Source organism: Streptomyces sp. NPDC057623 (assembly GCF_042800355.1).
Lineage (GTDB): Bacteria > Actinomycetota > Actinomycetes > Streptomycetales > Streptomycetaceae > Streptomyces.
Genome location: NZ_JBHVGZ010000018.1, coordinates 25613 through 47962 on the forward strand (window position 1 = coordinate 25613; position 22350 = coordinate 47962).

Below are 22350 nucleotides of genomic sequence, written 5' to 3' on the forward strand. Positions count from 1 at the left end.
TTGGCCATGGCGATCGACACCACCAGTTCCAGCACGACCACCCCCCACCCCACCACGACCCCACCGCCCGGCACCCCGGCCCGACCGCTCGACAACCCCCGGATGTCGACGCGCGACAGACTCGTCCTGTTCGTCCTGTGCGCGGCCCAGTTCATGGTCGCCCTCGACTTCTCCGTCCTGAACGTCGCCCTGCCCGTCCTCGGCGCCGACCTCGGCATGAGCCAGTCGGCGCTGCAATGGGCGGTCACGGCCTTCGCGTTGCCGTCCGGCGGCTTTCTGCTCCTCTTCGGCCGCATCGGCGACCTGTACGGCCGCCGCAAGCTGTTCCTCATGGGACTCGCCCTGTTCGCCGCGGCCTCGGTGCTCGCGACGTTCGCCTGGGACCCGGCGTCGTTCCTCGCGGGACGCGCACTCCAGGGCCTCGGCGCCGCCGTCATCGTCCCGTCGGGCATGTCCCTGCTGACCACCACCTTCGCCGAGGGCCCCGCCCGGGACCGCGCCCTCGGCATCTCCGGGACGCTGATGTCCCTCGGCTTCACCATCGGCATGGTCGCCGGCGGCGTCCTGACCGACGCCTTCGGCTGGCGCTCCACGATGGGCCTGCTCGCGGTGTTCGCGCTGATCGTGCTGCCGCTCGCCCCCGGCCTGCTGCCCGAGTCCCGCACCCCCGACCGCCCACACCTGGACGTGCCCGGCGCGGTCACCGTCACCGGCGGTCTGCTGTCCCTGATCTACGCCCTGACGACGGCCGCCGACCACGGCTTCGCCCGCGTCGACGTCATCGCGGCACTGGTCGCCGGCCTCGCGCTCCTCACGGCCTTCGTGGTCGTCGAGTCCCGCACCGAGGCACCCCTGGTCTCCCTGCCCATGCTGCGCCGCCGCACGGTGGCGTGGGGCAACCTGGGCGGCCTGGTCACCTTCTCGATGATGTCGACGGTGATCTTCGTCCTGACCCTGTACCTCCAGGAGATCCTGCGCCTGTCGGCCTGGGAGACCGGCCTGGTCTTCGGCGTCCAGGGCGTCATGTCGGTGATCGCGGGCACGCTCACCCCGAGGTTCGTCAGCCGGCTCGGCGCACGCCGCACGCTGGTCTTCTCCCTCGCGGGACAGGGCGCCTTCATCGCCGCCCTGGTGTCCCTCAACGCCCACACCTGGTCCGTCTGGCTCGCCACGGCCGCCGTCTCGCTGGCGAGCATGTTCCACCTGGGCGCGATCATCTCCTACGGACTGACGGCCACCTCCGGGCTACCCGACGAGGAGCAGGGCCTGGCCACCGGCCTGGTCACCTCGACCCAGCAGGTCGGTCTCACCGTCGGCATCCCGCTGCTGGGCGTCCTCGCGACGACCTCCGGCGACCTGCTGTCCGGCACCCGCACCGTACTGGCGCTCGACGCGGGGATCGTCCTGGCCGCCGCGGCCCTGGTCGCACTCGGCCTGCGGACCCGGCGGGCGGCAGGCTGAGGGGTGGCGGGCCGAGTGCGGTCGGCTGAGGCGCGGCAGGCTCAGCGACGGTCGAGGCGGAGCCGCTCGGCCTTCGGCAACCCGGCCACGACAAGGTCGTACGAGTCCTCGATGAGCTCCCGGACCAGCCGGTCCGGGAGCTCGCCGTCCACGGTGACGGTGTTCCAGTGCCGCTTGTTCATGTGGTAGCCGGGGGCGATCAGCCCCTCGTGCTCCCCGCGCAACCGGATCGCGTCCTCCGGGTCGCACTTGAGGTTGACGGCGAGAGGGCGGGCGTCCATCCAGCTCAGGGCGAACATCTTGCCCAGGACCTTGAAGACGGAGATGTCCGGGTTGAAGGGGAAGTCCTCCACCGCGGCGTTGAAGGACAGGCAGAAGCCGCGCAGTTCCTCGGGGGTCACTCCGCCTTCGCCTCTTCCTCGTCCGCAGCCACCGCCGGGCCCACCGGCTCCACGAGCACGGTCACGATCTTGTTCCGCCGGCCGGCCGCCGCCTCCGCGGTCAGCCGCAGCTCGCGGCCGTCGGGCAGCTCGACCACCGACGAGGCCCCGGCGATCGGCACCCGGCCCAGCGCCTTCGCCAACAGCCCGCCGACCGTCTCCACGTCCTCGTCGTCGTACTCGTCGAGGCCGTACAGCTCGCCGAGGTCGGTGATGTCCAGGCGGGCGGTGACCCGGTAGCGGTCCCCGCCCAGCTCCTCCACCGGCGGCAGCTCACGGTCGTACTCGTCGGTGATCTCGCCGACGATCTCCTCGAGGATGTCCTCGATGGTGACGATGCCGGCGGTGCCGCCGTACTCGTCGATGACCACGGCGACGTGGTTGCGCTCCTTCTGCATCTCGCGCAGCAGGTCGCCGGCGTTCTTGGTGTCGGGCACGAAGAACGCGGGCCGCATCGCGGTCGACACCAGCTCGCTCTCCGCGTCCCGGGAGATGTGCGTCTTGCGGGTCAGGTCCTTCAGATACACCATCCCGACCACGTCGTCCTCGCTCTCCCCGACGACCGGTATGCGCGAGAAACCGGAGCGCAGGGCGAGGGTGAGGGCCTGGCGGATGGTCTTGTAGCGCTCGATGACGACGAGGTCGGTGCGCGGGACCATCACCTCCCGCACCAGCGTGTCGCCCAGTTCGAAGACCGAGTGCACCATGCGGCGCTCCTCGTCCTCGATCAGCGACTCCTTCTCGGCGAGGTCGACCAGCGCGCGCAGCTCCGCCTCGGAGGCGAACGGGCCGCGGCGGAAGCCCTTGCCGGGGGTGAGCGCATTGCCGATGAGGATCAGCAGATACGGGATCGGGCCCATGACGCGGGCCAGCGGCAGCAGGATGTACGCCGCCGCCGTCGCCGTGTTCAGCGGGTGCTGGCGGCCGATGGTGCGCGGGGAGACCCCGACGGCGACGTACGACACCAGCACCATGACCGCTATGGCGACCAGGAGCGCCTCGGTGGTGCTGTCGAACTCCTGCAGACAGGCGTACGTGACGAGCGCCGCGGCGGCCATCTCGCAGGCCACGCGCACCAGCAGCGCCACGTTCAGATAGCGCGTCGGGTCGGCGGCGACGAGCGCGAGCTTCTCGCTGCCGCGCCGGCCGCCGCGTACGGCCTCCTCGGCGCGGAAGCTGGAGACGCGCGCCAGGCCCGCCTCCGCGCAGGCGGCGAGCCAGGCGACGACCACCAGGGCGATCGCGCCGGCGACGAGGGGGAGGCTCATGACACGGTCGGGGCCGGGGAGGGGCCGGTCAGGCCCTTCTCCGAGCGCCAGCCGTCCACGATGGCGGCCTGAAGCCCGAACATCTCGGCCTTCTCGTCCGGCTCCTCGTGGTCGTACCCGAGCAGATGCAGCACTCCGTGGACGGTGAGCAGCTGCAGCTCCTCGTCCATGGAGTGCTGTGTGGGCGCCTCGGTCCCCTGCCTGGCGGCGACTTCGGGGCACAGCACGATGTCACCGAGGAGCCCCTGCGGGGGCTCGTCGTCGTCCTTGGACGGCGGCCGCAGCTCGTCCATCGGGAAGGACATGACATCGGTGGGTCCCGGCAGGTCCATCCACTGGATGTGGAGCTGCTCCATGGCGTCGGCGTCCACGACGATCACCGAGAGCTCGGACAGCGGGTGGATGCGCATCCGCGCGAGCGCGTAGCGGGCGATGTCGAGGATCGCCTGCTCGTCGACCTCGGTGCCGGACTCGTTGTTGACGTCGATCGACATGGTCGTGCGTGTTCTCTACTTCCCCTTGTGCCCGGCCTTGCCGCCCCGGCCCTTGTGCGTGCCGTTCTGGGTGCCGTGCGTGTTGTCGAACTTCTCGTACGCGTCGACGATACGGCCGACCAGCTTGTGCCGGACGACATCCTGCGAGGACAGCCGGGAGAAGTGGACGTCCTCGACACCGTCCAGGATGTCCTGCACCTGCCGCAGACCGGACTTGGTGCCGTCCGGGAGGTCGACCTGGGTCACGTCACCGGTGATGACTATCTTCGAGTCGAAGCCGAGACGGGTGAGGAACATCTTCATCTGCTCGGGGCTGGTGTTCTGGGCCTCGTCGAGAATGATGAAGGCGTCGTTGAGAGTCCTGCCGCGCATGTACGCGAGCGGCGCGACCTCGATCGTCCCGGCCGCCATCAGCCGCGGAATCGAGTCCGGGTCCAGCATGTCGTGCAGGGCGTCGTACAGCGGCCGCAGGTAGGGGTCGATCTTCTCGTAGAGCGTGCCCGGCAGGAACCCCAGCCGCTCACCGGCCTCGACCGCCGGCCGGGTCAGGATGATGCGGTTGACCTGCTTGGACTGCAGGGCCTGCACCGCCTTGGCCATGGCGAGGTAGGTCTTGCCGGTACCGGCGGGGCCGATGCCGAAGACGATCGTGTGCTTGTCGATCGCGTCGACGTACCGCTTCTGGTTGAGGGTCTTGGGGCGGATGGTGCGGCCGCGGGAGGAGAGGATGTTCTGGGTGAGCACCTCGGCCGGCGTCTCCTTGCCGTCCCCCTCGCCGTTCTCACTCGCTCTGAGCATGGCGATCGAGCGTTCCACTGCGTCCTCCGTCATCGGCTGTCCGGTGCGGAGCACCAGCATCATCTCGTCGAACAGGCGCTGGATGAGGGCGACTTCAGCGGCGTCGCCGACCGCGCTGATCTCATTGCCCCGGACATGGATGTCGGCCGCCGGGAAAGCCTTCTCGATCACACGCAGCAGGGAGTCGCCGGACCCCAGCACGGTCACCATGGGGTGCTGGGCGGGGACGGTGAAGTGTGCTCTCGCCTGCCCCTGCGCGGGTGTGTGAGCTGTGGGTGTCTGAGTCATGGGCCGGCTCGTAGGCCTTGCTCGTCCTCCTCGATACGACTCGCCCGCCACGGGGGCGGCCTGGCGATTTCCAGGGTACGCCGGGGGACTGACAACGCCGTAGGGCTTTTCGGTGAGGACGTCTCACGGGGTGGGTGGCTCGCGCTCGGTGCCCGACTTGTGGCGCTGTGTCACCGTTTGGTGGCCGGTAGTTGACCCGTCGGTAGTTGAGGCCGGAAATCACCCTTGCCGACCCTCGCCCCACGCGCATCAATGGGAGCGGCGGATCCGACGGACCGTCAGATATGCCGGGACCGTCAGGTTCGGCTCTCCATCGCAGTGTGTCCGCATCCACCTGCCGAGCAGTTCCCCCACCCCCCACTCCTGGAATTCCCCCACCTCGAAAGGGAACGGATCCCCATGAGACGCATGCGCATCGGAGCTGGTGCGACGCTGGTCGCCGGGGCCCTCGCGGTCACCGGACTGGCCTTCGCACCCGCCGCCCTCGCGGTCACCCCCGGCACGGCGACGATCACCGCGGACTGCGGCAGCTTCGGCGGTGGCGAGGCCACCCTCACGGCCACGCAGGACGGCACCGCCGCCACCCTCACCCTCAACTCCTCCGCGATCACCGCGCCGATCGCGCTCGGGGAGGACTCGATCGCCTCGACGCTCACCCTGGTGAAGGCGAGTGGCGGCACCACCAGCTTCACCGGCACGGAGAACCCGGCGATAGCCGCCGGTGCCCCCGTCCAGGTCGGCCCGCTGAGCGGCACCGTCGCCTCCGGGGACAGCCTGGAGGCCTTCGGCGGCTCGCTCCAGATGACCGTCTTCGGCATCACCATCACCTGCACGGCGACCGGGCCGCAGTCGCCGGGCCCGTTCGTGTTCGACTGAGCCGCGTGACGTACGACGTCATGGACTGAGGGGCGCGGTCCCGGCGCTGCTGCTTACAGCGCGTCGGGACCGCGCTCGCCCGTCCGCACCCGTACGACCGTGTCGACCGGCAGCGCCCAGACCTTGCCGTCGCCGATCTTGCCCGTGTGGGCGGCCTTCACGACGGCGTCGATGACGTCGTCGGCCGTGGCGTCGTCGACAACGACCTCGATGCGGACCTTCGGCACCAGGTCGACCTGGTACTCCGCGCCCCGGTACACCTCGGTGTGGCCGCGCTGACGGCCGTAGCCACTCGCCTCGGTCACGGTCAGGCCGTGCACGCCGATTTCCTGGAGGGCGGTCTTGACCTCGTCGAGCCGGTACGGCTTGACGATCGCGGTGATCAGCTTCATGCCTGCTTCTTGACCTTCTGCGCGGCGGGGACGGCGGAGGAGAGGGACGCGGTGACCGGGGCACCGTGCCCCAGGACCCCGTGATCGTAAGCGGTCTCGGCGTGCACCGTAAGGTCCAGGCCGGTGTGCTCCTGCTCCTCGCTCGCCCGGAACCCCATGACCTTGTCGATGACCTTGGCGATGCCGTAGGTGACGAGGAAGGCGTACGCCGCCACGACCACGATCGCCACCGACTGCCTGCCGAGCTGCGCGAGTCCGCCGCCGTGCAGCAGGCCCTCGGCGCCGCCCGTCATGGTGGCCGTCGCGAAGACGCCGATCAGCAGGGTGCCGATGACACCGCCGACCAGGTGGACGCCGACGACGTCCAGGGAGTCGTCGTAGTTCAGCCTGAACTTCCAGCCCACGGCGTACGAGCAGACGACACCGGCGGCGAGGCCGATGACGAGCGCGCCCAGCAGCGAGACCGAGCCGCAGGACGGGGTGATGGCGACGAGACCGGCGACCGCGCCGGAGGCCGCGCCCAGGGTCGTCGGGTGACCGTCGCGCTTCTGCTCGACGAAGAGCCAGCCCAGCAGGCCGGTGCAGCCGGCGGCGAGGGTGTTGAGGAAGACGGCCGCCGCGAGCCCGTTGGCGCCGAGTGCGGAACCGGCGTTGAAGCCGAACCAGCCGAACCACAGCAGTCCCGCGCCGAGCACGACCATGGGCAGGTTGTGCGGCCGCATGGCGTCCTTCTTGAATCCGAGCCGCGGCCCGAGGACCAGACACAGCGCCAGTCCGGAGGCGCCGGAGGTGATCTCGACGGGGAGGCCGCCGGCGAAGTCGAGGGCGCCGAGGTGTTCGAGGATCCAGCCACCGGGGCCCCAGGTCCAGTGCGCGATCGGAACGTATACGAGCAGCGCCCACACCGGCACGAACACGAGCCACGCCCCGAACTTCACCCGGTCCGCGACCGCGCCGCTGACCAGCGCGGCGGTGATGATCGCGAAGGTGAGCTGGAACGTGGCGAAGAGGACGGTGGGGACGGTGCCCTGGACGCTGTCCGGTCCGAGCCCGGCCATGCCGACGTGTTCGAGTCCGCCGATGAGTCCGCCGCCGGCATCGTCCCCGAACACGAGCGAATACCCGCAGGCCAGCCATACGACGGTGACGAGCGCGATGGACACGAAGCTCATCATCAGCATGTTGAGGACACTCTTCGTGCGGACCATGCCGCCGTAGAACAGGGCCAGGCCCGGGGTCATCAGCAGGACGAGGGCGGTGGCGGCGAGCAGCCAGGCGGTGTCGCCGGTGTCGGCGCTTGCGGCGGCGAGGGTCACGGTTGTCTCCAACGGTGTGGGGGCTCGTCAGAGATTCACCGGTCCGCGTTTCCGGTCGTGTACGGGTGTGTTTCGGTGACGTTTCGTTGCGCGGGGGTTTCCGGAAGCTCACCGGGTGGGGTGCGGTCGGGCGCATGTGCGGCAGGGGTCTGTGGATCAGGGAGAATGGGCGCCATGAGCGTGCGCAGTAAGTCATCCGAGCCGTCCGAGGCGCCCCATCGCGCCGGCTTCGCCTGCTTCGTGGGCCGCCCCAACGCGGGCAAGTCCACGCTGACGAATGCTCTGGTCGGCCAGAAGGTGGCGATCACCGCGAACCAGCCGCAGACGACGCGGCACACGGTGCGGGGGATCGTGCACCGGGAGGACGCCCAGCTGATCCTGGTCGACACCCCTGGGCTGCACAAGCCGCGCACGCTGCTGGGCGAGCGGCTCAACGACGTCGTGCGCACCACGTGGGCCGAGGTCGACGTGATCGGCTTCTGCCTGCCGGCGAACGAGAAGCTCGGTCCCGGTGACCGCTTCATCGCGAAGGAACTCGCGTCGATCAAGAAGACGCCGAAGATCGCGATCGTCACGAAGACCGACCTCGTGGATGGCAAGGCGCTCGCCGAACAGCTCATCGCGATCGACCAGCTCGGCAAGGAGCTGGGCTTCGAGTGGGCCGAGATCGTCCCCGTCTCGGCGGTCGGCGACAAGCAGGTGGGCCTGCTGGCCGACCTGCTCGTCCCGCTGCTGCCGGAGGGGCCCGCGCTCTATCCCGAGGGCGACCTCACGGACGAGCCCGAGCAGGTCATGATCGCCGAGCTCATCCGGGAGGCCGCGCTGGAGGGTGTCCGCGATGAGCTCCCCCACTCCATCGCGGTCGTGGTGGAGGAGATGCTCCCCCGCGAGGACCGCCCCGCCGACAAGCCCCTCCTCGACATCCACGCCTTCGTCTACATCGAGCGCCCCAGCCAGAAGGGCATCATCATCGGCCCCAAGGGCAAGCGTCTGAAGGACGTCGGCATCAAGTCCCGCAAGCAGATCGAGGCGCTGCTGGGGACGCCGGTCTTCCTTGACCTGCATGTGAAGGTGGCGAAGGACTGGCAGCGGGATCCTCGGCAGTTGCGCAAGCTGGGGTTCTAGGGTTTTCGCCCCCGCCGCCCCTACCCGTCCCATCCCCAGGGGCTCCGCCCCTTCGACCCCGACTACGGGGGCCAGCCCCCGGACCCCCGCTCCTCAAACGCCGGAGGGGCTGGGTTCGAGCCCCGCTCTTTGAGCGCTGGAGGGGCTGGGTTCGAGCCTCGCTCTTTGAGCGCTGGAGGGGCTGGGTTCGAGCCTCGCTCTTTGAGCGCTGGAGGGGCTGGGTTCGAGCCTTGCTCTTTGAGCGCTGGAGGGGCTGGGTTTGATCCCCGTTCCTTGAGCGCTGGAGGGGCTGGGGTCGGGGACATGTTCTGGAGGCCCACCACGCGCAGGAGTCGCAGGCGTTCGTAGGCCTCCGTGCCCGGGCGGGCGGTGTGGACGACCAGCAGGTGGTGGTGCTCGTGGCTGACCATGATCTCGCAGTCCAGCTCCAGGAGCCCGACCACCGGGTGCACGAAGCGCTTCGTCGCCCGGTTGCGCTGGGAGACCTCGTGCTCGTCCCACAGCCGCGCGAACTCCTCGCTGGACGAACGCAGTTCGGCGACCAGTGCGGCCGGTTCCGGGTCGTCGGGGCGGGCCGCGGCCACCGCCCGCAGGGTGGCGACGTGGGCGCGCGCGTGACCGGAGAGGTCCTCCTCCGGGAAGAGGGTGCGCGCGGCCGGGTCCAGGAAGAAGAGGCGGGTCAGGTTGCGCTCGCGGCGCGGGCGTGACATCACGTCGCCGACCAGCGCCTTGGCCATCGCGTTCTGGGCCAGCACCTCACCGCAGTCGTTCACCACCTGCGCCGGAGTGTCGTGCAGCCGGTCCAGGATCAGCAGCAGCCCGGGGCGGACATGCGCCGAGGCCGTCTCGCGCCTCGGCGGCTCCTCGCCGGCCAGGTGGAAGAGGTGGTCCTGTTCGACGTCGGTCAGGCGCAGCGCGCGGGCCAGTGCCGTCAGCATCTGGCGGGACGGGCGCGGGCCGCGGGACTGTTCGAGGCGGGTGTAGTAGTCCACGGACATGCCCGCCAGCTGTGCCACCTCCTCGCGGCGCAGACCGGGTGTGCGACGCCGGGGGCCCGGCGTCAGGCCCACGTCCGGCGGGGTCAGCCGGGCGCGGCCGCGGCGCAGGAAGTCGGCGAGTTCGGGTCGGTTCACCTCTCCAGCCTGCGCCGGCGCGCCCCGCTTATCCAGGGACTGCCGATCCCCTGATCAACGGGTCTCTCCCGCCGGCGCCGGCCCCGCCCGAGGCTGGTGGCACCAGACCGAGAGGAACCGATCATGTTGACACTGGTGACAGGTACGACGGGGCAGGTCGGCCGGCGCTTCGTCCCCCGGCTGCTGGCACAGCGGCGGCCGGGGGAGGAGGTACGGGTTCTCGTGCGGGACGCCTCACGCGGTGAACCCTTCGCCGAGCTGGGCGCCCAGGTCGTCGTAGGAGATCTGCGGGACACCGGGACGCTGGGCAAGGCCGTCGCCGGGGTCGATGCCGTCGTGAACGTCGCCGCGTCCTTCCGGGGCGTGCCGGACGAGGAGGCCTGGGCCGTCAACCGGGACGCGGCCGTCGAGCTCGGCCGCGCCGCGCAGGCCGCCGGCGTACAGCGGTTCGTGCAGGTCAGCACGGGACTGGTGTACGGCACCGGACGCGGCCGCCCGCTCACCGAGGACGACGAGAGCCGGCCCGGCGGGCCGATGTGGGGCGCCTACCCGGAGTCCAAGGCGGCGGCCGAGCGGGAGTTGCTGGCGCTGGAGGGCGTGGACGTACGCGTCGGGCGGCTGCCCTTCGTCTACGGCGAGGGGGACCCGCATCTCGCCCAGTCCATGATGTGGGCCGCGAACTGGGCGGCGACGCAGCGGCTGCACATGGGGCATCACGCGGATGTCGCCCAGGGGCTGCTGCGGATCCTGTACGCGCCGGGCATCGCGGGGCGGGTGTACAACATCGCGGACGACGCGCCTGTGACGGCGGTTGAGCTGCATCAGCTGAACGGGGTGGAGGTGCCGGACGAGCTGTATGACCGGACGGATCCGGATCCGTGGGGCGCGATCACCTCGACGGAGCGGATTCGGCGGGAGCTGGGGTATCGGCCGGTGTATCCGTCGGTGTACGCGGCGCGGGACGCCGGTGCGCTGTGAGGTGGTGCCGCAAAGGCAGGGCGTTCTAGTCGACGCTCCTGATACGGCTCACCAGCACCGCCCCCGCCAGGCCCGCCACCGCCGCTGACGCGTACAGCACCCGGTACCCGCCCAGGTACGTCACGATCGGGGCGGCCAGGGCGGGGGCCGCCACCTGGGGCAGGGCGTTGGCGATGTTGATGACGCCGAGGTCCTTGCCCCGGTCGAGGGCCTTCGGCAGCACGTCCGTCATCAGCGCGAAGTCGACCGACATGAACACCCCGAGGCCCAGGCCCAGCAGAGCCGCCACGACGATCGCGCTCGGCCAGGTCTGCCAGACGGCGAGCAGGGCCGTGGCCGCCGCCATCAGCACGCCGGACCAGACCACGAACGGCTTGCGGCGGCCCACCCGGTCCGACCAGGCGCCGCCCACCACGACGGTGGCCAGCAGGGTCACGCTGTTCACCGCGGTGAGGATCAGCACGCCCTGCTCGGGGTCGTCGTGGTGGAGGCGGTCCCGCAGGTAGTACAGCAGGTAGAGGATCACCAGCGCGTTGCTGAGGTTGATCAGGAAGCGGGTCAGCCAGGCCCAGCCGAAGTCGGGGTAGCGGCGCGGGCTCAGCCAGAAGCCGGTCGCGAACGAGCGCCAGGACCAGCCCGGCCGGTCCGCGGCCCCCAGCCGGAGGTCCCCGTACCGCAGCACGTACGGCAGGACACCCGCCAGCGCGAACACCGCGCAGGCCGCGTACCCGGCCGCGATCCCGCCCACCGCGGTCGCCAGCCCCGTGCCGGTGACCGCTCCGAGGATCTGTGCCGCGCCCAGCCAGCCGCCCACCACGCCCCGTTGCGGCCGCGGCACGCGGTCCGGCACCGCCGCCGTCACCGCGGCGAAGGCCGCGTTCAGGGTCAGCTGGACCAGGCACCAGCCGGCTGCCATGGTCCACAGCCCGCCCGCCCCGGCGAGCAGCAGCAGCGACAGCGCGCCGCCCGCCGCGCCGGCCACGATCCACGGGGTACGGCGGCCCCAGCGGGCCGTGGTGCGGTCCGACAGCGCCCCGAAGAGCGGGTTGGCCACCAGCGAGACGACCGCGCCCGCGCCCGTCACCCACGCCAGCAGCGTCTCCTTCGACATTCCCGTGCCGGGCGCGAAGTCCTCCGACTGCCGGGCGAGCAGGATCTGGAGCGGGCCGTACCAGCCCACCCAGATCGCCACGTTGGCCAGCGACAACGCGGCCGTCCAGCCCCGGCCGACCCGTTCCGTCGGATCGGCCAGGGCGTCGACCGTCATCCCTGGGCCCGGAGCACGTCCCGCAGCCAGCCGTAGGACGCCTTGGGTGTCCGCGTCAGCGTCGTCGCGTCCTCGAAGTCCACGTGCACCAGCCCGAACCGTCGCGCGTACCCCTCGGCCCACTCGAAGTTGTCCAGCAGCGACCAGACGAAGTACCCGCGTACGTCCACGCCCGCCTCCATCGCCCGGTGCAGTGCGCGGATGTGGCCGTCCAGGTAGGCGATCCGCTGCTGGTCGTCGACACCCTCGCCGGAGCAGCCGTTCTCGGTGATGACGATCGGCGGCAGCCTGTCGCCGTAGCGCTCCCGGAAGCCGCTGAGCAGTTCCGTCAGGCCCTCGGGGACGATCGGCCAGCCGAAGTCCGTCGTCGGCACGCCCTCGACCTCCCTTACGGAGAAGGGCAGTTCGGCCGGCATGGTCACCCCGCCGAACTCGATCTCGGTGCCCTGCGGGGCGCCCACGCGGGTCGGCGCGTAGTAGTTGACGCCGTAGAAGTCGAGCGGCTCCGAGATGACCTTGAGGTCCGCCGAGACGTCCCCGGGCATCAGCTCGCCGATGCCGTCCGGGTAGGCGCCCAGCAGCAGCGGGTCGGCGAACAGCTGGTTGAGCAGCAGGTCGTAGAAGCCCGCCGCCTCCAGGTCCGCCTGCTCCTGGGACGCCGGCCAGGTCGGTCCGTGCGAGTTGGCGATCCCGATGTCCGTCGCGCCGGCCGCGCGCAGGGCCCGTACGGCCTGGCCGTGGGCGAGCAACTGGTGGTGGGCGACCGGGAGGGCGTCGAAGAGGAGCCGCCTGCCCGGGGCGTGGGTGCCGAGGGCGTGGCCCAGCAGGGTGTGCTCGGCGGGTTCGTTGAGGGTGATCCACTTCCGGACGCGGTCGCCCAGGCGCTCGGCCACCACGGACACGTAGTCGGCCAGGCGGTCGGCCGTGTCCCGGTCGAGCCAGTCCAGCCCGACCGGAAGGTCCCAGTGGAAGAGCGTCGGCACCGGCTGTACGCCCGCCGCGCACAGCTCGTCGACCAGACGGTCGTAGAAGCCGAGGCCGTTCGGGGTGTTCACGCGGGGCCAGGAGACCGAGAAGCGGTACGCGTCCACGCCCAGGCCGGCGAGCAGCGCCACGTCCTCGGGGTAGCGGTGGTAGTGGTCGCAGGCCACCTCGGCCGTGGAGCCGTCCTTCACGCTGCCCGGTTCGGCCGTGAAGGCGTCCCACACGGACCGCTCGCGCTCGTCCGCGGCGCCCTCGATCTGGTGGGCGGACGTCGAGACGCCCCACAGGAAACCGGCCGGGAACTGAGGTATCGGGTGCGTCGCACCGCGCTCGTCGATCGCCATGCGCCGGATCATCCGTACCGGCGGTAACGGAAGTCAACGCCCAGGCGTGAACTGACCGTTACGCCCCTTCCTTCAGCACCCGCGAGATCAGTTTCCGCTGTTCGTCCGTGAGCCGGGGGTCCGCGCAGTACACCGTCCGGCCGTCGACGGTGATCTGGTAGCTGAAGCCGTCCGGGACCCCGATGGGGGGCGTGCCCCGGCCGGACGCGACCGCGCGTCCGGCCAGGGCGTGCCACTCCTCGGCGTCGGGCCGCCCCGAGGTGTCCACCTCGGCGTGCCGCTCGATGCCCGCGAACCCACCCGTGCGCCGTACCTGAATACGCATGGGTCAATGTCTAGTACGGACTTACAGGATCCGCACCCCGACCTGCTCCCACGCCTTCTGCACGGCCTGGAGCTCCTCGCCGCCGTCGCCGAAGCGCTCACGCGCGGCCTTGACGGTCAGCCCCGCGAAGTCGGTGAACAGGGCCCGGTCGGACAGCTCGCCGCCGGTCAGGACGTCGTACCAGATCTGCCCCGCCTTCTCCCAGGCGTGGCCGCCGAGGGCGGTGGCGGCCAGGTAGAAGGCGTGGTTGGGGATGCCGGAGTTGATGTGCACACCGCCGTTGTCGCGGCCGGTGCGGACGTAGTCGCCCATCGTCGCGGGCTGCGGGTCCTTGCCGAGGACGTCGTCGTCGTACGCGCTGCCCGGCTCCTTCATCGAGCGCAGGGCCTTTCCGGTGACGCTCGGCGCGAGGAGTCCGGCGCCGATCAGCCAGTCGGCCTCGGCGGCGGTCTGGCCGAGCGTGTACTGCTTGATGAGGGCGCCGAAGACATCCGACATCGACTCGTTCAGCGCGCCGGGCTGGCCGTAGTAGGTGAGGTTGGCCGTGTACTGGGTGACGCCGTGGCTGAGCTCGTGGCCGATGACGTCGATCGGGATGGTGAAGTCGAGGAAGATCTCCCCGTCCCCGTCGCCGAACACCATCTGCTCGCCGTTCCAGAAGGCGTTGTTGTAGTTCTCGTCGTAGTGGACGGTGGCGTCCAGGGGCAGGCCGTCGCCGTCGATGGAGTGCCGGGCGTACGCCTTGAGGAAGAGGTCGAAGGTGGCGCCGAGCCCGGCGTAGGCACGGTTGACCGTGGCGTCCTGCCCGGGATCGGCGCCCTCGCCGCGGACCTCGGTGCCGGGCAGGGCGGTGCGGTGCTCGGCGTCGTAGATGGTGCGCAGCGGCTGGTCAGAGGGTGCCTTCGCCGTCGGGGCGGCCGCGAGGGCGAACTCGGTCGTCACGCGACGCCTGCCGCGCAGTTCGCTGTCGCGCATCAGGGTCCGTCGGGCGGGACCGGAGAGTGCGGGGTCGTCGTTCCGTGCCAGCTTGTCCAGGACGTGCGGCGGTACGACGGTGCAGAAGACGGGCTCGAAGCCCCCGTTCGTCGTCATGCCCGGCACCCTTGCACCGGGTCATCACGCTGTCACTACCCGCAACCATGATTGGTGAAATATACGGACAGGGAGCGGCACGCTCCGTGACGAAGTGGTATGGAACACGTTTTGCCCTATTCGTCCCCCGGGTCCCGCATACTGATACGACGCCCCGCACGGGGAGCGGCTCGGCTAGCATGCTGCGCATCATGCGTTTCGGGCTGCTTCTTCTTAGCTGCCGCGGCGAGGGCCTGTAGTCCAGGTCGACTCCCTCCCCGCGGAGCTTCGCGTTGCGTCGTCGGCCGTCCTTTCCGGACATCCTGAGGAGCCCCGCAAACATGGCGAACCGCCAGCAGCCCAGCGCTATGCCGATCCACAAGTACGGCCGCTACGAGCAGGTCGACATCCCGGACCGCACCTGGCCCCAGAACCGCGTCACCACCGCCCCGCGCTGGCTCTCCACCGACCTGCGTGACGGCAACCAGGCCCTGATCGACCCGATGTCGCCCGAGCGCAAGCGCCGGATGTTCGACCAGCTGGTCAAGATGGGCTACAAGGAGATCGAGGTCGGCTTCCCGGCGTCGGGCCAGACGGACTTCGACTTCGTGCGCTCCATCATCGAGGAGCCGGGCGCGATCCCCGACGACGTCACCATCTCCGTACTGACCCAGGCCCGCGAGGACCTGATCGAGCGCACGGTGGAGTCCCTGAAGGGCGCCAGGCGCGCCACCGTCCACCTGTACAACGCCACCGCCCCCGTCTTCCGCCGGGTCGTCTTCCGTGGCTCCAAGGACGACATCAAGCAGATCGCCGTCGACGGCACCCGCCTGGTGATGGAGTACGCCGAGAAGCTGCTGGGCCCGGAGGCTGATGGCACGACGTTCGGCTACCAGTACAGCCCCGAGATCTTCACCGACACCGAGCTGGACTTCGCGCTGGAGGTCTGCGAGGCGGTGATGGACGTCTACCAGCCGGGTCCGGGCCGCGAGATCATCCTCAACCTGCCCGCCACGGTGGAGCGTTCGACCCCCTCCACGCACGCGGACCGCTTCGAGTGGATGAGCCGCAACATCTCGCGCCGCGAGCACGTCGTCATCTCCGTCCACCCGCACAACGACCGCGGTACGGCCGTCGCCGCCGCCGAGCTGGCGCTGATGGCCGGCGCCGACCGCGTCGAGGGCTGCCTGTTCGGACAGGGCGAGCGCACCGGCAACGTCGACCTGGTCACCCTGGGCATGAACCTGTTCTCGCAGGGCGTCGACCCGCAGATCGACTTCTCCGACATCGACGAGATCCGTCGCACGTGGGAGTACTGCAACCAGATGGAGGTCCACCCCCGCCACCCGTACGTGGGCGACCTGGTCTACACCTCCTTCTCCGGCTCCCACCAGGACGCCATCAAGAAGGGCTTCGACGCGATGGAGGCCGACGCGGCCGCCAAGGGCGTCACGGTGGACGACATCGAGTGGGCCGTGCCGTACCTGCCCATCGACCCGAAGGACGTCGGGCGGTCGTACGAGGCGGTCATCCGCGTCAACTCGCAGTCCGGCAAGGGCGGTATCGCGTACGTCCTGAAGAACGACCACAAGCTGGACCTGCCGCGCCGGATGCAGATCGAGTTCTCGAAGCTGATCCAGGCGAAGACGGACGCCGAGGGCGGCGAGGTCACCGGCGGCGCCATCTGGTCGGTCTTCCAGGACGAGTACCTGCCGAACCCGGAGAACCCCTGGGGGCGTGTCCAGGTCAAGAACAACCAGTCGACCACCGACACGGATGGTGTGGACACGCTGAAGGTGGAGGCCACGGTCGACGGTCAGGACACCGTGCTGACCGGGTCTGGGAACGGTCCGATCTCGGCCTTCTTCGACGCCCTGCAGTCCATCGGGATCGACGTACGGCTGCTGGACTACCAGGAGCACACGATGAGCGAGGGCGCGTCGGCGCAGGCCGCTTCGTATATCGAGTGTGCGATCGACGGCAAGGTTCTGTGGGGGATCGGGATCGATGCGAACACGACGCGTGCGTCGCTGAAGGCGGTCGTCTCCGCCGTCAACAGGGCGGGGCGCTCCGCGGGAGTGCCGCGATAGGACGTGCCGCGACAGGTCGTTGATCGGCTGCCGCGCCGTTGTGGCTTGTCGCGCAGTTCCCCGCGCCCCTGGCGGCGCTGCCGCGCCCGGCGTTTTGAAGGCCCCGTCTGCCGTACTTCGGTGGGCGGGGTCCGCTCATTTCCGGCCATTGACCTGTGCAGGTCACGGAAAGGTCTCGTCCAGGGTGCTGACTCCGGCTGCTGGATGTGGCTAACATCACGCAAGCGCGGCGACGTTGCCGTGGGGTTACGGAGGTGCGACGTGCTGCCAGGACGGGGACGAGACGGCCGTGCTGCCAGGGCTGCGCGCATCCTGGGCACCCGCACCGCGTGGTCGGCCGTCGGGGACGGGGAGTTCTTCTGCCCCGGCTGCGGAGGAGACCGCAACTACCAGCGGCTGAGCGGACATCGCCGCTTCACCTTCCTCGGCGTGCCCGTGCTGCCGCGCGGTGAGACCGGGCCCGTCGTGGAGTGCGCGGCCTGCCGCCGCCACTTCGGCACCGACGTCCTCGACCATCCGACCACCACCCGCTTCTCCGCGATGCTCCGCGACTCCGTCCACACCGTCGCCCTCGCCGTGCTGGCGGCGGGCGGCACCTGCGCCCGCCCGTCCCTGGAGTCCGCGGCGGCCACCGTGCGCGCGGCCGGCTTCGACGACTGCACGGAGGAACAGCTGGGCGCCCTGGTCGAGGCGCTGGCGGCGGACACCGGACGGGTCTTCTCCGAGCCCTGCGGCGCCGGGCTGGCCATAGAGCTCCACGAGGCGCTGGACCCGCTGGCCCCGCACCTCGCACCGCCCGGCCGGGAGTCGATCCTGCTCCAGGGGGCACGCATCGCCCTGGCCGACGGCCCGTACACACCCGCCGAGCGCGACGTCCTCGCGACGGTCGGCGCCGCCCTCACCATCTGCGCGGACGACGTGACCCGTCTGCTGGCCGCGGCGGCACGGACGCCGTCGTAGCCCCGGGCCGTCAGCGGTACGCCACGGACACGGCCGGCTCGGCCCGGGCTCCGCGCTCCTCGTCGTACCGTGCGCCGCTCATCGAGGCGACCAGGACGACCATGCCGACGAGCACCTGCAGTGCCACGCCGGCGAAGGCCCGCAGCAGGTAGGGCAGCGCGGCGGTCAGCAGCACGACGACGCCGGCGATCCCCACGTAGAGCCAGCTGAACGTGAGCGTGACGTCGGAGTTGTCCGCGCCCGGGTCGAACGGCCTCCAGTCGCCGCTGACGTCGATGCCGAGCAGGAAGGCCGCGACCACCCCGACGGCGTCGAGAACGAGCAGCCCGACCGCGAGGGCGATGTCCGCCGCGACGGGCAGCCGCCCGCGTCCGGTGGGCGGGGGCGGCACATTGGCGCCGCGGAAGCGCGGGAGGTCGGCGGGGGCGGTCATGGGGGCCAGCATGTCCCGGAGAACAGGGCCGGTGCCTGAGTACGGATACTCAGGCACCGCGTCCCGCCGTACTCCCCAGGGAGTAATCGCGCCGTCGCGCCGCCCCCGGCAGTAGGCCCCAACTCGCCCTCCCGCCCGACGAACCGGCCCCTTCGCGCCGGGAGTCTGGAATCGACCCAGACATCCCGGACCGGAGGGAGGCCCGTCAGATGGGGGCCGCAAGGACAAGTACACGGCGACGGGTGGCCGTGCCCTGGCTCGTGCTGGGGCTGTGGATCGCCGTACTGGCGCTCGCCTCACCGTTCGCGTCGAAGCTGGCGGACGTCCAGCGGGACCGTGCCGTCGACTATCTGCCCGCGAGCGCCGACTCCACGCAGGTGGCCAGCATCGAGGACCGGCTGCCGGGTGGCGAGGCCACCGAGATGGTGGTCGTCTACCACCGGGACGGGGGACTGACCGCCGGGGACAGGGCGACCGCCGCCGAGCAGATCGACCGGATCGCCGGCGCGCACCGGCTCACCGGGGAACCGGAGGGCATCCCGTCCCGGGACGGCACCACGCTGATGTACCCGGTCGCCAGCACCGAGCCGGGGCAGGACGAGGAGGCCCGTGACGCGCTCGTGGGCGACGTACGGGACATCGCGCGGGGCGACGACGGGCTGAGCGTCGACGTGGGCGGGCCCGGCGCGCTCGCCACCGACGCCAGCGAGGTCTACAACTCGCTCGACGGACCGCTGCTCTACACCACGGCCGCCGTGGTCGCGCTGCTGCTGATCCTCATCTACCGCAGCCCGTTCCTGTGGCTCGTCCCGCTCGCCGTCGCGGGCATCGCCGACTATCTGTCCATGGGCGTCGCCTACGGGCTCAACCAGGGGTTCGGGACGTCCGTGTCCGGCCAGAGCTCCGGGATCATGACGATCCTCGTGTTCGGGGCCGGGACCGACTACGCCCTGCTGCTCGTCTCGCGGTACCGGGAGGAACTACGGCGCATCGAGCGGCCGTACGACGCCATGGTCGCCGCGCTCAAGGGCTGCGGGCCCGCCGTGCTCGCCTCCTCCGGCACCGTCGCCGCCGGACTGCTGTGCCTGCTCGCCGCCGATCTCAACTCCAGCCGGGGCATGGGCCCGCTCGGCACCGTCGGGGTGCTGTGCGCGCTCGCCGCCATGCTGACGCTGCTGCCCGCGATCCTCGTGCTGCTCGGCCGGCGCGTGTTCTGGCCGCTCGTGCCGCGCTACGGCAGCACGCCCAAGGCCCGCCGGTCCCTGTTCACCGCCATGGGCGGCTCCGCCGGACGCCGGCCGCTCACCGTCCTCGCCGCCGGTGCCGTCCTGCTCGGCGCGCTCGCGCTCGGCGTCCTGAATCTGCCCGGCAGCCTCAAGCAGGAGGACTCCTTCACCAGCAAACCCGACGCGGTCACCGCCATGGAGACGCTCGCCAGGGCCTACCCCGAGCGCGGCACCCAGCCCATCAGCGTCATCACGCCGCACGACCGCGCGGAGGCCACCCTCGCGTCGATCCGCGACACCCGGGGCGTCGACAGCGCGCGGGAAGGACGTACCGGAGACGGCTGGACGGAGATCTCCGTCCTCGCCACCGCACCGCCCCAGTCCGCCGGGGAGAGCGCCACCATCGAGGCCCTGCGCGACAAGCTGGACGGTTCCTACGTCGGCGGACCGAGCGCCGAGCAGATCGACCTGAAGGACACCAACGCCCGGGACCGGCTGGTCGTCGTGCCGATCGTGCTGCTGTCCGTGCTGCTGGTCCTGGTCGCCCTGCTGCGCTCGCTCGTCGCGCCGCTGATCCTGGTGGCGGCCGTGGTCGCGGTGTGGGGCGCGGCGCTCGGCATCGCCGGACTCGTCTTCGGGCCGCTCTTCGGCTTCGAGGGCACCGATCCGGGGCTGGGACTGCTCTCCTTCGTGTTCCTGGTGGCGCTCGGCGTCGACTACGGCATCTTCCTGATGCACCGGATGCGCGAGGAGTGCCTGAACGGCGTCGAACCGGCGTCGGCCGCGCTCACCGCGCTGCGCACGACGGGCGGCGTCATCGCCTCCGCCGGGCTCGTCCTCGCCGCCACCTTCGCGGTGCTCACCAGCATGCCGCTGGTGCAACTCGTCGAGCTGGGCTTCGTCATCGCGGTGGGCGTCCTGCTCGACACGTTCCTGGTACGCACCTACCTGGTGACCAGCGCGAGCGTGGCCCTGGGACGCAAGGTGTGGTGGCCGGGCCCGCTCTCCCGCGCACCCGACGGGCCCCGACCGCCCGTCCCGCCGAAGGAACCGGAGCCCGTGGCGGTCTCCGTCCCCTGACCGACCGGCGCCCCTCCCTCCCGGAGGGGCGCCGCCGTCCCGGAAGATGAACCCCGTGCAGGCAACCACGACAGCCCGGCGGCCCCGCCTCGGCGAGCGGGCCATGGCCGCGATCAACCGCGACCCCCTGACCGCCCCGCACCGCACCCGCAACGACGCGCTGCTCGCCGTGGCAGGGGCCGTCCTCGCCACCGCCACGGCCCTGCTCGGCGACCAGGGGATGCGCCCCGACGCGCTCGGCTGGACCCTGCTGCTCGCCGCCCACGTGCCCCTGGTGTGGCGGCGCCACCGTCCGGTGCCGGCCCTGCTCGCGGTGATGGTCTGCATCGCGCCGTACCACGCCCTGGAGAACAACCACGGCGCGCCCATCTTCGCGACCATGGTGGTGCTGTACACGGTCGCCGCGACCGGCACGGTACGCCGCACCCTGCTCATCGGCGCCGCCGTCCTCGGTGTGACGCTGATCCTCAACGCCGTCACCAACCCCGACGGGACGATGGAGCTCCTGCGGATCTCCGGCTGGGTCTTCGCGTTCCTCTTCTGCGGCATCGACGTGCGCTACTACCGCCGGTACGTGGCCTCCATCGTCGAACGCGCCGAGCGCGCCGAACGCACCCGCGAGGAGGAGGCCCGCCGCCGGGTCGCCGAGGAGCGCCTGCGCATCGCCCGCGACCTGCACGACCTGCTGGCCCACAGCATCACCCTCATCGGCGTGCAGACGTCGGTGGCCGCGCACGTCCTGGCGGCGGACCCGGAACGGCTGGACCGCCAGGCTGTCGCCAAGTCCCTCGACGACATCGCCGACACCTGCCGCACGGCCCGCGGTGAACTCCGTACGACGCTGGAAGTCCTGCGCGAACAGGGCGTCGCGGGCGAGACGCGCGGCCCGCTGCCCGGTCTCGACGGGGTGCCGGACCTGGTGGCGGCGGCACGCCTCGCGGGGGCGCGGGTCGAGTCGACGGTACGGGTGCGGCAGGCGCCGCCCGCCGTGGGGGCGGCCGCGTACCGGATCGTGCAGGAGGCGCTGACGAACGTGGTCCGGCACGCGGGCCCGGCACCGGACGTACGCGTCGAGCTGTACGAGCAGCGCGGCGCCCTGCACCTGTCGGTCAGCGACGACGGCCCCTGCCCCGAGCCCGGCGCGCAGGCCCCCGGCTACGGTCTCGTCGGCATGCGGGAGCGGGCGCGCAGCGTGGGTGGCACACTCGACGCCGGACCGCGTGACAAGGGGGGTTTCGAGGTGAGCGCCGTGCTGCCGGTCGGAGCCGACCTCGTCGCCGACGGGGGAGGGGAGCGATGATCCGCGTCCTGCTCGCGGACGACCAGACACTCGTACGGGAGGCGTTCGCCATGCTGGTCGAGTCGGCGCCCGACATGGCGGTCGTCGGCCAGGCGGCCACCGGCCGGCAGGCGGCGGAACTGGCCCGCAGCGCCCGCGCCGACCTCGTCGTGATGGACATCCGCATGCCCGACCTGGACGGCATCGAGGCGACCCGGCTGATCGCGGCGGACGAGGACCTGGCCGGGGTGCGGGTCCTGGTCCTCACCACCTACGACACCGACGAGAACATCGTGGACGCGCTGCGCGCCGGTGCCTCCGGATTCCTCGTCAAGGACACCCGCCCGGCCGAACTCCTCGACGCCATCCGCACGGTGGCGGCGGGCGACTCCCTGCTGTCGCCGGGCCCGACCGCACGGCTGATCGAGCGGTTCCTGCGCAGCCCCTCCGCCCCCACGACGGCCGGGCCCGCATGCCTGTCCGAGCGTGAGCGCGAGGTGCTGGCCCTGGTCGCGCGCGGCCTCAACAACACCGAGGTGGCCGAGGCGTTGGGGCTGAGCCCGCTGACGGCGAAGACCCACGTCAGCCGCATCATGGGGAAGCTGGGGGCGCGGGACCGGGCACAGCTGGTCATCGTGGCGTACGAGTCGGGGATGGTGACGCCGGGAAGTCTGTGACGGACAGGTCAATGCTGACACTCCGTCAAGGGAACCCGAGGGAAC

General features: G+C 71.1%; 20 protein-coding genes and 1 pseudogene. 9 read left to right on the top strand and 12 right to left on the bottom strand.

The features are described from left to right. Positions 1 to 6: 6 nt before the first annotated feature. Positions 7 to 1461 carry an MFS transporter gene (locus ACFU95_RS20175; RefSeq protein ID WP_383829096.1) on the top strand — a complete coding sequence of 485 codons (1455 nt, stop codon included), beginning with the start codon at positions 7 to 9 and terminating at the stop codon, positions 1459 to 1461. A 41-nt stretch (positions 1462 to 1502) separates the two neighbouring features. Here ACFU95_RS20175 and ACFU95_RS20180 read toward each other — a convergent pair whose 3' ends face one another. The 4 genes from ACFU95_RS20180 to ACFU95_RS20195 are packed head-to-tail and all read right to left on the bottom strand — an operon-like array spanning position 1503 to position 4749. Then, positions 1503 to 1862, bottom strand: coding sequence for an MmcQ/YjbR family DNA-binding protein (locus ACFU95_RS20180; RefSeq protein ID WP_383829098.1), 360 nt, complete (start codon positions 1860 to 1862; stop codon positions 1503 to 1505). Beyond that, a complete protein-coding gene (locus ACFU95_RS20185) occupies positions 1859 to 3169 on the bottom strand; it encodes a hemolysin family protein (protein WP_383829100.1) in 1311 nt (436 codons plus the stop codon). The genes ACFU95_RS20180 and ACFU95_RS20185 overlap by 4 nt, the downstream gene beginning before the upstream one ends. Further along, a complete protein-coding gene (ybeY, locus tag ACFU95_RS20190) occupies positions 3166 to 3663 on the bottom strand; it encodes an rRNA maturation RNase YbeY (protein ID WP_383829102.1) in 498 nt (165 codons plus the stop codon). The genes ACFU95_RS20185 and ybeY overlap by 4 nt, the downstream gene beginning before the upstream one ends. 15 nt (positions 3664 to 3678) lie before the next feature. Further along, positions 3679 to 4749, bottom strand: coding sequence for a PhoH family protein (locus ACFU95_RS20195; RefSeq protein WP_383829104.1), 1071 nt, complete (start codon positions 4747 to 4749; stop codon positions 3679 to 3681). A 399-nt stretch (positions 4750 to 5148) separates the two neighbouring features. Here ACFU95_RS20195 and ACFU95_RS20200 point away from each other — a divergent pair, with 399 nt between their 5' ends. Further along, positions 5149 to 5625: a hypothetical protein gene (locus tag ACFU95_RS20200; RefSeq protein ID WP_383829106.1), complete on the top strand. Its 477-nt coding sequence runs from the start codon at positions 5149 to 5151 to the stop codon at positions 5623 to 5625. Between the two features lie 53 nt (positions 5626 to 5678). Here the strand turns inward: ACFU95_RS20200 and ACFU95_RS20205 are convergent, their stop codons facing one another. Both ACFU95_RS20205 and ACFU95_RS20210 read right to left on the bottom strand, forming a co-directional pair. Then, the gene (locus ACFU95_RS20205; RefSeq protein WP_383829108.1) at positions 5679 to 6017 is read right to left on the bottom strand and encodes a P-II family nitrogen regulator; all 339 of its coding nucleotides are present in this window, start codon (positions 6015 to 6017) and stop codon (positions 5679 to 5681) included. Continuing rightward, positions 6014 to 7333, bottom strand: a complete 1320-nt coding sequence (locus ACFU95_RS20210; RefSeq protein WP_383829110.1) for an ammonium transporter — start codon at positions 7331 to 7333, stop codon at positions 6014 to 6016. Before ACFU95_RS20210 ends, ACFU95_RS20205 begins: the two co-directional genes overlap by 4 nt. 165 nt (positions 7334 to 7498) lie before the next feature. Here ACFU95_RS20210 and era point away from each other — a divergent pair, with 165 nt between their 5' ends. Then, positions 7499 to 8458 carry a GTPase Era gene (era, locus tag ACFU95_RS20215; protein ID WP_383829112.1) on the top strand — a complete coding sequence of 320 codons (960 nt, stop codon included), beginning with the start codon at positions 7499 to 7501 and terminating at the stop codon, positions 8456 to 8458. Between the two features lie 292 nt (positions 8459 to 8750). On the opposite strand, the pseudogene ACFU95_RS20220 reads toward era, so the two are convergent. Further along, positions 8751 to 9591 (bottom strand): annotated as a pseudogene (locus ACFU95_RS20220) (helix-turn-helix transcriptional regulator); the annotation flags it as partial. A 123-nt stretch (positions 9592 to 9714) separates the two neighbouring features. On the opposite strand from ACFU95_RS20220, the gene ACFU95_RS20225 reads away from it, so the two are divergent. Continuing rightward, complete coding sequence (locus ACFU95_RS20225) at positions 9715 to 10569, top strand: NAD-dependent epimerase/dehydratase family protein (RefSeq protein ID WP_383829114.1); 855 nt, start codon at positions 9715 to 9717, stop codon at positions 10567 to 10569. Positions 10570 to 10594: 25 nt separating this feature from the next. Here the strand turns inward: ACFU95_RS20225 and ACFU95_RS20230 are convergent, their stop codons facing one another. From ACFU95_RS20230 to ACFU95_RS20245, 4 genes are read right to left on the bottom strand one after another with little or no spacing between them, the layout of a single operon-like run. After that, complete coding sequence (locus tag ACFU95_RS20230; protein WP_383829116.1) at positions 10595 to 11836, bottom strand: MFS transporter; 1242 nt, start codon at positions 11834 to 11836, stop codon at positions 10595 to 10597. Then, the gene (locus tag ACFU95_RS20235) at positions 11833 to 13176 is read right to left on the bottom strand and encodes a GH1 family beta-glucosidase (protein ID WP_383829118.1); all 1344 of its coding nucleotides are present in this window, start codon (positions 13174 to 13176) and stop codon (positions 11833 to 11835) included. The genes ACFU95_RS20230 and ACFU95_RS20235 overlap by 4 nt, the downstream gene beginning before the upstream one ends. 46 nt (positions 13177 to 13222) lie before the next feature. Then, positions 13223 to 13489: a protealysin inhibitor emfourin gene (locus tag ACFU95_RS20240; RefSeq protein WP_383829120.1), complete on the bottom strand. Its 267-nt coding sequence runs from the start codon at positions 13487 to 13489 to the stop codon at positions 13223 to 13225. Between the two features lie 21 nt (positions 13490 to 13510). Then, complete coding sequence (locus ACFU95_RS20245) at positions 13511 to 14581, bottom strand: M4 family metallopeptidase (protein ID WP_383829122.1); 1071 nt, start codon at positions 14579 to 14581, stop codon at positions 13511 to 13513. Between the two features lie 320 nt (positions 14582 to 14901). On the opposite strand from ACFU95_RS20245, the gene leuA reads away from it, so the two are divergent. Both leuA and ACFU95_RS20255 read left to right on the top strand, forming a co-directional pair. Further along, positions 14902 to 16650: a 2-isopropylmalate synthase gene (leuA, locus tag ACFU95_RS20250; RefSeq protein WP_383829124.1), complete on the top strand. Its 1749-nt coding sequence runs from the start codon at positions 14902 to 14904 to the stop codon at positions 16648 to 16650. A gap of 261 nt (positions 16651 to 16911) precedes the next feature. Beyond that, positions 16912 to 17610 (top strand): TerB family tellurite resistance protein, encoded by a 699-nt coding sequence (locus ACFU95_RS20255; RefSeq protein WP_383829127.1) that lies wholly within the window; start codon positions 16912 to 16914, stop codon positions 17608 to 17610. A 10-nt stretch (positions 17611 to 17620) separates the two neighbouring features. Here the strand turns inward: ACFU95_RS20255 and ACFU95_RS20260 are convergent, their stop codons facing one another. Further along, positions 17621 to 18043 carry a DUF6234 family protein gene (locus ACFU95_RS20260; protein ID WP_383829130.1) on the bottom strand — a complete coding sequence of 141 codons (423 nt, stop codon included), beginning with the start codon at positions 18041 to 18043 and terminating at the stop codon, positions 17621 to 17623. A 209-nt stretch (positions 18044 to 18252) separates the two neighbouring features. On the opposite strand from ACFU95_RS20260, the gene ACFU95_RS20265 reads away from it, so the two are divergent. From ACFU95_RS20265 to ACFU95_RS20275, 3 genes are read left to right on the top strand one after another with little or no spacing between them, the layout of a single operon-like run. Next, a complete protein-coding gene (locus ACFU95_RS20265) occupies positions 18253 to 20349 on the top strand; it encodes an MMPL family transporter (RefSeq protein ID WP_383829134.1) in 2097 nt (698 codons plus the stop codon). A 46-nt stretch (positions 20350 to 20395) separates the two neighbouring features. Then, a complete protein-coding gene (locus ACFU95_RS20270; RefSeq protein WP_383829137.1) occupies positions 20396 to 21649 on the top strand; it encodes a sensor histidine kinase in 1254 nt (417 codons plus the stop codon). Next, positions 21646 to 22305 carry a response regulator gene (locus tag ACFU95_RS20275; RefSeq protein WP_383829140.1) on the top strand — a complete coding sequence of 220 codons (660 nt, stop codon included), beginning with the start codon at positions 21646 to 21648 and terminating at the stop codon, positions 22303 to 22305. Before ACFU95_RS20270 ends, ACFU95_RS20275 begins: the two co-directional genes overlap by 4 nt. Positions 22306 to 22350 lie beyond the last annotated feature (45 nt).